The organism is Psychrobacter aquimaris, assembly GCF_016107525.1.
GTDB lineage: Bacteria > Pseudomonadota > Gammaproteobacteria > Pseudomonadales > Moraxellaceae > Psychrobacter > Psychrobacter aquimaris.
In genome coordinates this window covers 22,252-30,950 of record NZ_JABASR010000020.1, presented here as the reverse complement: position 1 = coordinate 30,950, position 8,699 = coordinate 22,252, and the positions used below count along the sequence as shown (strand labels likewise).

At 42.1% G+C, this 8,699-nt stretch carries 6 protein-coding genes and 4 tRNA genes; 1 reads left to right on the top strand and 9 read right to left on the bottom strand.

Translation table 11 applies throughout. The annotated features are described in order from the left end of the window. Positions 1-529: 529 nt before the first annotated feature. The 9 genes from JFC10_RS14215 to JFC10_RS14175 form a co-directional block, all read right to left on the bottom strand. Positions 530-604, bottom strand: a tRNA-Thr gene (locus JFC10_RS14215). A gap of 119 nt (positions 605-723) precedes the next feature. Continuing rightward, positions 724-797, bottom strand: a tRNA-Gly gene (locus JFC10_RS14210). 83 nt (positions 798-880) lie between these two features. Next, a tRNA-Tyr gene (locus tag JFC10_RS14205) sits at positions 881-964 on the bottom strand. A 67-nt stretch (positions 965-1,031) separates the two neighbouring features. Beyond that, positions 1,032-1,107 (bottom strand) — tRNA-Thr (locus JFC10_RS14200). 181 nt (positions 1,108-1,288) lie between these two features. Next, positions 1,289-2,785: an anthranilate synthase component I gene (gene trpE / locus JFC10_RS14195; protein ID WP_198333402.1), complete on the bottom strand. Its 1,497-nt coding sequence runs from the start codon at positions 2,783-2,785 to the stop codon at positions 1,289-1,291. A 204-nt stretch (positions 2,786-2,989) separates the two neighbouring features. Then, positions 2,990-3,994 carry an FHA domain-containing protein gene (locus JFC10_RS14190; RefSeq protein WP_198333401.1) on the bottom strand — a complete coding sequence of 335 codons (1,005 nt, stop codon included), beginning with the start codon at positions 3,992-3,994 and terminating at the stop codon, positions 2,990-2,992. 123 nt (positions 3,995-4,117) lie between these two features. Then, the gene (locus JFC10_RS14185) at positions 4,118-4,972 is read right to left on the bottom strand and encodes an RsiV family protein (RefSeq protein WP_198333400.1); all 855 of its coding nucleotides are present in this window, start codon (positions 4,970-4,972) and stop codon (positions 4,118-4,120) included. Positions 4,973-5,185: 213 nt separating this feature from the next. Continuing rightward, positions 5,186-6,781: a peptide chain release factor 3 gene (locus JFC10_RS14180; RefSeq protein ID WP_193013189.1), complete on the bottom strand. Its 1,596-nt coding sequence runs from the start codon at positions 6,779-6,781 to the stop codon at positions 5,186-5,188. 177 nt (positions 6,782-6,958) lie between these two features. Further along, positions 6,959-7,861 (bottom strand): hypothetical protein, encoded by a 903-nt coding sequence (locus JFC10_RS14175; RefSeq protein ID WP_198333399.1) that lies wholly within the window; start codon positions 7,859-7,861, stop codon positions 6,959-6,961. 325 nt (positions 7,862-8,186) lie between these two features. Between JFC10_RS14175 and JFC10_RS14170 the strand changes: the two genes are divergently transcribed. Further along, complete coding sequence (locus tag JFC10_RS14170) at positions 8,187-8,600, top strand: organic hydroperoxide resistance protein (RefSeq protein WP_193013191.1); 414 nt, start codon at positions 8,187-8,189, stop codon at positions 8,598-8,600. The last annotated feature ends 99 nt before the right edge of the window (positions 8,601-8,699 follow it).

Here is an 8,699-nt window from a genome sequence, read left to right as displayed (position 1 = left end):
GTGGCTTTACGCGTTCAAACTTGGCCTTTGCCATGGGTATTTCCTCTTTTTTTGGTGAATCTTTATCAATCAAAGATCGGTGAATAGCTGTTTGACGGCTCATGATGCTTACAGAACCATCAAACCGTTGACGCTATGGCTTATTTACTAAAACTGTTTCATCATTTTACGACTGTAAATATGCTCAAATCATGCGTTTCAATATCGCGCATGTAGATGTAAGCATTATACGTGTTTTTTAATCTATTGAACATCGCAAGCTATTATAACTTATCGCTGTTGCCCTACTTTATCTTAGTGTAAATCCTTGATAATAGTAGAGCCTGCCCAAGCTAGATAACTGCACTTAGACACTTATCAATAGATTGATAGCTTAATAAATTGGCAGCACTAAAAGGCAACACCTCAGTGTCACCCTTAAATTTTACTTGCCACACTGTATTTATAATTTTCAATATTTTGTAGTTTCGATATCGACGCAACGCTGTTTAAAAATAGCAAAGCAAACACCAGAGGTTTAAACAATAAATGGAGCTCATATTGAGAATTGAACTCAAGACCTCTCCCTTACCAAGGGAGTGCTCTACCGCTGAGCTATATGAGCATGTTTTTAATAACCACAATAAACAACTTGTGTATTTACTAAAAAAAATATCACGATACAGCAATACTAAAACTTACTGTCGTGATGATTTATTGATAATCTTTGCGATGGTGTATATATGGAGCGGGTGGCGGGAATCGAACCCGCGTCATTAGCTTGGAAGGCTAAGGTGTTACCATTATACCACACCCGCAATTACTCTTATTCAATAAGACTCTAATCGAGAGTCGTTAAGTATAACGAGTATGCTTGGCGCTATGACAAACTTAGAAAATATGGTGGTGGGAGAAGGATTCGAACCTTCGAAGCTTTCGCGACAGATTTACAGTCTGTTGGGTTTGACCGCTCCCCAATCCCACCTTAGGTTGCTTTAAACAAAAATGACTTTAGTTTAAGACAAGTTCATAAAAAGCTACTTTAAGAGAGATGGTGCCGACTGCCGGGATCGAACTGGCGACCTACTGATTACAAGTCAGTTGCTCTACCAACTGAGCTAAGTCGGCTTGTTCTCTTAAAGTGGTGGCTATTCTATCAAATTTTTTGAAAGACGCAAGCCCTTTTTCATATTTTTTATGATTATTTTAATAAAAATATATAAATATTTGATTATGTTAATATTTTTTTAAATAAAAATAAGGTGTTTTTTGACGCTGACCGCATACCGTGTTTTTATTACTGGAGTACCTAGCGAATCCGTAAACCATTACACGCCATTTTTACCGCTTTGACCAACGCCAATGCTTTTTTGTTGGTTTCTTCCCATTCAGCTTCTGGCACAGAGTCAGCGACCACCCCAGCGCCCGCTTGGATATGTATCTCGCCGCGGCGCATCACAGCAGTGCGAATAGCAATGGCGGTATCCATGTTGCCATGCCAGCCTAGATAACCCACTGAGCCACCAAAGACGGTTCGACGTACAGGCTCTATCTCGTCAATGATTTGCATGGCGCGTATTTTCGGTGCACCTGATAGCGTGCCAGCGGGGAACGTCGCACAAAAAACATCCAATGCATCTTTATCGGGCAATATCGTCCCTTCAACATTAGAAGCAATGTGCATCACCTGCGAATAACGCTCGACAAACATTTTTTCGGTGACTTTGACACTACCATATTCACAAACGCGGCCAATGTCATTACGACCCAAATCGATAAGCATCAAGTGCTCGGCGATCTCTTTTTTATCACTCAGCAGCTCTTTCTCAAGCGCTTCATCTTCTGCTTCGTTTTTTCCGCGTCTACGAGTACCCGCCAATGGCCGCACCGTGACTTTGCCATTTTCGATACGGGATAATACCTCAGGGGAGGCACCAATGATGTCGAAACGCTTGTGATCATCGAGGGTATAACCATGCACCAAAAATAAATACGGCGATGGATTTAAAAATCGTAGGGCGCGATAGACAGCCAATGAGTCGCCAGTATAATCCGCCGTCAGACGCTGCGCAGGAACGACTTGCATGACATCGCCTGCTAAGATGTAGTCTTTTATTTTATTGACATCATGACAATATTTCTGCGCCCCAGTTTGCGACTTGAATTTTGGCGTCGGCATCACAGGTGCGCTCAGACTTGGCATTTCTGCCAGCTTGTCCTCAATTTTTTCTAGCTCGCGGATAGCCTTGCTATAACCATCTTCAGTATGACAATCGGCATAAACGATAATAGATAACGTATTTTCTAAACTGTCAAAAACAATCACGCTCATTGACAGCATGAGCCACATGTCCGGCATTGTCATCGGATTGGGGGCGTCTGACAAACCCACGCTTGGCTCAATAACCCTCACCATGTCATAGCCAAAGTAACCTACTAAGCCGCCGCTAAAGCTCGGTAGCGTTGCAATGTCTTCGACTGTTGGCATCTTATATTGCGCCATCAGCTGACGAATATAGTCAAACGGATCATCGACTACATCTACATCGGTATGGTCATTTTGTTTGACGGTCATTTTGCCATCGGCATACTGCAAAATGAGATCACTACCCAAGCCAATCATCGAATATCGCGCCCAGCGCTCACCGCCTACGACAGACTCAAATAAATATGCAGAGCCGTTTAAATCACGTACTTTAGAAAATACAGATACTGGTGTCTGTGCGTCCATTAGACGTTTTTTTATCAGTGGTGCATGACTAAAGCCACGGTCTTTAAAAGCTTGATATTCTTCAAAGTTCATCATAATAATGCTCTCTTAACAAAATATTGGCAAAACATAAAAACAGTCAAACGATAGTAAAAATATAGCGTCAACACTCTGCTGAATGTTGACGCTATAAAAATGGCATATTAGGGTAGCTTAGCTATTAGTAGCTAAAAATTGGTAAACAATTATACCAAATCCCGCTTGGATTAAAGCGGCTCAAACGGACTGGTCAGTACTTGATTACGCACCGCCCATGTTAAATAACCATAATGCCAACCCAATAATGATGATGGCAATAAACACCCAAATAAACCAACCGCCGCTTGGTTTTTTCTCGGCCTGTCCTGCAGTTGCTGGATTGCTGAGGGCCTGATCCATCGCGTTATTACCTTCAGTACCAAGATCACGAGATTGACCTAGATTGGCAGTACCAGAAAATTGCGCGGTTGCTGCCTGTTTGGCACGTAGAATGTCAGGATCCGCTTCTTCTTGCAGCTCCGTTTTCGTCGTTTTGTCATGCTCTGATTCAACGGCTGACTCTTCATGTACAACTGGCTGATCTACTAGTGACGCATCATGAGTAGATGCTGTCGGTGCCGCCTCTGTCGCTGTGACGGCTTCTGGCTGACTTACAGCAGGTTGTGCATCTGCTACAGTTTCAGCGGCAACTGGTACCGTTTCAGTCACATCTGACGCGGTATTATCTGTAGTCGTTAAGACTTCTTCGATGCCTGTTTGCTCAATGATCGGCTCTTTCACTACTGATTCATTAACAACAGGTTCACTCACTATTGAGTCTTCGACAGCCTGTGTTTCGGCAGTAGTTTCAGCAACCACTGTCTCAGTCTCAGCCACTGAATCTTCTACTGCCACAGGCGCTAATGCCTCAGTATCTTCTGTAGCAGCAAGTGGGGCGTTCACCTGAAAACTAAAACTGGCAAAGCCAATGGTATCATCTACCTTTAACAGGCTCGATGTATTACCTTCGATACGCTGCTCGTTAATAAATGTACCGTTTGACGAGTCTAAATCTTTTACATATAACTGACCATCTAAGATGCTCAGCACCGCATGATTACGCGATACTTGCTTGCTACCGAGTACCACGTCATTGTCGCTGCCACGCCCAACAGACAGGCTGTCATTGACCGTCAACGTTAGGTCACCAAGCGCTTCTGTTAAGGCATTAAGTTGCCAAGTCTCTGTGTCGACTGTCGCCTTCATACTATCTGTATTGTTCGTCATGCGGTAACTCCTTATTCTTTTATTAAATTTCAAATGGTTTTAGATAAATCATTGCCAATTTTTTAAGAGATTTTACGATTTTTTTAATATAAACCGTAATAAGTTATGCAATGACCATCCGAACTATTTAGGTATAAAGTGCGGCTTTATGACACCGTCAAGCTTACTGTAGGGAATACTAAGTACCGGCATACCATAAGCATACGGGCCGATAGAGTAATGCTGATAACGAATATCGATGCCTTTATCCGTCAGTGTCACATTGTCACTTAAGGTAAATGGCCAGTTTTTCTCATAACTGCTGACATCGTCGTCAACTGTTTTGACCCAAGTTTTATAAGCATCATACGCGAGCGCTTCAAAACGAGGCTTTTTACCTGAAAGAAGCATATCATCAAGCGTGATTTGTTTTTTGGTGCCAAGGTCAAATATCAAGTATTCGCTATAAGGCATGCCATGAGCGCCACCAGTAAAGACATAAGTATTGATTTCAAACAATTCAAAATCACTGATATGACCTAGATACTCAGGCGTTACCATTAGGCTGTAAGCCCATGAACTGCCCTCTGGCATATCTATAAACTGTGAGCTGGCAAAGTCATCAATGGCGGCTTTCACCACTGTCTGATTGACTTTCCTTTTGATAGGCGCTGACTCAGTCGGTTTACTATTGACGACTAAATTATTAATACGCGCATTGGCAATATCATTGATCCAATTGTGGTTGGTCTTCAGATATTTGATCTCAATCTCTGGACAGTTATCGCGCTCAACACACTGCGCTTGCACTTTTTTAGGCAGCTCATATTCCAGATAATCTGTGCTACTAATGAGACTACCTGCATTGGCAGGCATCGCTATGCTACCTAGCAGTAAACTGCCGGCAAGCAGTCTCAGCAGACGACTACGACTTGCTATCATCGATAAATGCGGATTTATTGTTGGCTTATTGATATCAATTTGATTCGCAGCGTTCATATATCCTCTTTTATAAACATAAGATGTTACTTGATATTCTACCGTAACAATTACGATGTATTGTAGGAACACTGTTTTTGTTTTTAGGGTTTTGCTGTCTACTGCTAACTAATAGCTACCTACCCTCTCTCGTTTAATGCCTAAATCTAAGCTAATAAAAAAGACACGGCTAGCGTGTCTTAAAAGATAAACTAAATCATAGAATGATGGATTTTAATGCTCACGAGTGTTGCTAAAAGTGATTTCTGGATAGCGATCTTGCATAAGCTGCAAGTTGACCCGTGATGGTGCAAGATACGTTAAATAACCACCGCCATCTAGCGACAACTGGTCATGGGCTTTGCGTTTAAACTTCGCCAATGCCACTTCATCATCGCAATGAATCCAGCGTACGGTGGCAATCGATACCGGCTCAAAGATACACTGTACTTTGTACTCTTCTTTGAGACGATGCGCGACCACTTCAAACTGTAGCACACCCACTGCCCCCAAGATTAAATCGTTATTAATCTGCGGCATAAAGACCTGTGTTGCACCCTCTTCGCTTAGCTGCTGTAGCCCTTTTTGCAAGGCTTTTGATTTGAGCGGATCTTTTAGAATGACGCGGCGAAACAATTCAGGCGCAAAATGTGGAATACCCGTAAAGTTCAGCTCCTCGCCTTCGGTAAAACTGTCACCGATAGAGATGGTGCCGTGATTATGCAAACCGATGATATCACCCGGATAAGCTTCTTCTAACGCTTCGCGATCCCCTGCCAAAAAGGTCAGTGCATCAGCAATACGGACGTCTTTACCCAAACGTACATGCTTCAGCTTCATACCTTTTTCATACTTACCTGAACACACTCGTAAAAACGCAATGCGATCACGATGGCGCGGATCCATATTGGCCTGAATTTTAAAGACAAAACCACTAAAATCTGTCTCTGTTGCCGCCACTTCACGCTCATTGGTCGGATGCGACTTGGGTGGCGGTGCATATTTAACCAAGGTATCAAGCACCATATTAACACCAAAGTTGCCCAATGCCGTACCGAACAATACTGGGGTCATCTCACCCGCCAAGAACGCCTCAACACTGAACTCTTCTAACGCCATTTGTACCAGCTCAAGTGACTCTTCAAAAGCGTCAAACATCAGCTGACCCAAACGTTCACGGATGTCCGGATAATCGTAGCCTTCGCGAGTCTCAGACACTGTCATCTTACCGCCATTACCTTTTTCATAAAAGTAAGTCTTGTTTTCGGTCAGATGGTAGACGCCAACGAAATCTTGCCCCATACCGATAGGCCAAGTCACTGGGATACATTTAATTTTTAGCACTTGCTCAATTTCACTGAGCAACTCAAGCGGCTCACGAATCTGGCGGTCAAGCTTGTTGACAAATGAGATGATTGGCGTGTCGCGCATACGGCAGACTTCCATCAGCTTGATGGTTCGCTCTTCGACGCCTTTAGCCCCATCGACCATCATCAGCGCGCTATCGACAGCGGTCAAGGTACGATAAGTATCTTCACTAAAGTCGGCGTGACCCGGTGTATCCAATAGATTGACCACATGGTCTTGATAAGGAAACTGCATGACGGAAGTGGTGATCGAAATACCACGCTCTTGCTCCATACTCATCCAATCTGAAGTGGCATGGCGATCAGTTTTTCGGCCTTTTACCTCGCCCACAACCTGAATTGCTTGCCCCCATAGCAGCAGCTTTTCAGTCATGGTGGTCTTACCTGCATCGGGATGCGAGATGATGGCAAAGGTACGGCGTTTGGCCACTTCTTTGTTCAATTTTTTTGGATCTACGCTCATAGTTTTCGGCTTCAACAGTTGTGTCATTTAGAAATCAATCTAAATAAATAGAATAAATAATGAGCGTATTGTAGCGGATTTAGCGCCAGGGTGCAGAATTAGCGCATAAAAAAACACTCTCTAGATAGTCAAATAGAGAGTGTTGGTCAGTTTTTTAATATTATGAGTTTTTTAAGATTAATAGTAGCGTTTGATTTGTGCAACTAAGAAGTCTCCTGCGACTTCATTAACTATCGTACAATCCACCACACCTTGAATACTGTTGGTATTCGGATCAGTACTGCCTTCGTCGACATAATTTGCCTCATAAATATCATCGGCATACTCGACACCATTGTACTGATAAGCAGGCTGATTTCGGTATTCAAAGAACGTCACTTGCGCCGCTTTTTGCTTATTGCCGACGCCCACACCAAATTCAGTTGTGCTATAGCCTCTATTATCGCTAAAACGGTTTTCAGCTGCATCAATCCACTTATTAAGTGATGTATATCCCGTTTTATTTTTTTCATTAAAGGCTAAAAACGAGCGTGCACTTGTTACCACTGGAATATAACAAACAGAGCCTATCGGAAACTCTGTATTGGCTGGAATATTAGGATAATTATTTAAGTCCGTGAGAATACCGCGACTGTTGTTTATATTAGTACCCGCACTATAACTGTTTGCCCGCAATCCTGATAAGTTAAGCGTCTTATAAGTGGTTTCGTAGTTCAACTTATTATTGCTGTTTTTTTCATAAATAGGACGTTTGACTGTGCGGCCATCAACCTCAATGTTTTTGTTTTCCAGTCGCCCTTCGAAGTTGTCTGCCAATACCGTTCTGTCCAAGGTATTTAAACTTTGGTTACTGTAATTATTAACGATATTTTTTATCTTGATTTCGCGCTCACCCGTGCGATAGGTTTCATCAATGCGCGCAATGGCACTAGCATTGGCTTGTTTATCATAGCTCTTATCAAAGCTAGTCAGCGTAATCTTATTGCTATCTGAACCATAAATACCATCATCTTCACCGCAGCCTACCAGAGTAAAAGCCAGTAGAGAAAAAACACTAGGTATCACAATCAATTTATTCATTGGGGAACGTCCTTATGGTTAGATTTTTTATCATCTATTCTGATGATTATTACTATAAGCGTTTGTATTGTTAGTTTACATTAATACAGTCATTATTTGTACCTAAAGCTAAGCGCAACCTTTCAAAGAGTAAAAAGTGCAAAAGGTAAAAGGTGAAAGGTAAAAGGTGAAAGGTGAAAGGTGAAAAGCATGATAGGACATTTACTTACAAATCCACAGTATATACTTACGACTGACCTATATTGCTCATGCATTGGTTTGTTATGCTAAATCCCCTATCAAAACTTAATGCTCAAACATAAAAACTTACAACAAAGGATATGTTATGAAAACACTATATTCCACCAAAGCAACAGTTACTGGCGGTCGTACAGGTAATGCCAGTCTTCAAGACAGTGATTTGACGATTAATATGGTCGCACCAGGTTCTGGTAAAGACGGTAACAACCCAGAACAGCTGTTTGCGATGGGCTATGCCGCTTGCTTTGATGGCGCACTTGCTGCGGTCAAAGGGGAAGAAAAAGCAAAGTTTGACTCTACCACTGAAGTATCCGTAGATTTAATGAAAGGTGAAGGCTTAGATTTTCAATTAGCCGTGAAAATTCACGTCATTGCAGAAAACACAGAGCTATCAGCAGATGAGTTTCAAAAGCTGGTCGAAAAAGCCAATAAAGTTTGCCCATATTCTAAAGCAACTCACGGTAATATCGATAGTGAAGTGACTTCAGAAGTAAAATAGGTTTTTAACCATAACAATATTGGTTTTATCTATAAGAGAACTCAGTTAACACTGGGTTCTTTTTTTTAGTTTGATTTGGCTGCTTTTATCGCTATTCTC

Excerpts from the sequence above, each read along its gene's own strand:
- trpE (WP_198333402.1), bottom strand. The coding sequence starts at position 2,785 with ATGATGAACTTTGAAGAATATCAAGCTTTTAAAGACCGTGGCTTTAGT.
- JFC10_RS14190 (WP_198333401.1), bottom strand. The coding sequence starts at position 3,994 with ATGACGAACAATACAGATAGTATGAAGGCGACAGTCGACACAGAGACT.
- JFC10_RS14185 (WP_198333400.1), bottom strand. The coding sequence starts at position 4,972 with ATGAACGCTGCGAATCAAATTGATATCAATAAGCCAACAATAAATCCG.
- JFC10_RS14180 (WP_193013189.1), bottom strand. The coding sequence starts at position 6,781 with ATGAGCGTAGATCCAAAAAAATTGAACAAAGAAGTGGCCAAACGCCGT.
- JFC10_RS14175 (WP_198333399.1), bottom strand. The coding sequence starts at position 7,861 with ATGAATAAATTGATTGTGATACCTAGTGTTTTTTCTCTACTGGCTTTT.
- JFC10_RS14170 (WP_193013191.1), top strand. The coding sequence starts at position 8,187 with ATGAAAACACTATATTCCACCAAAGCAACAGTTACTGGCGGTCGTACA.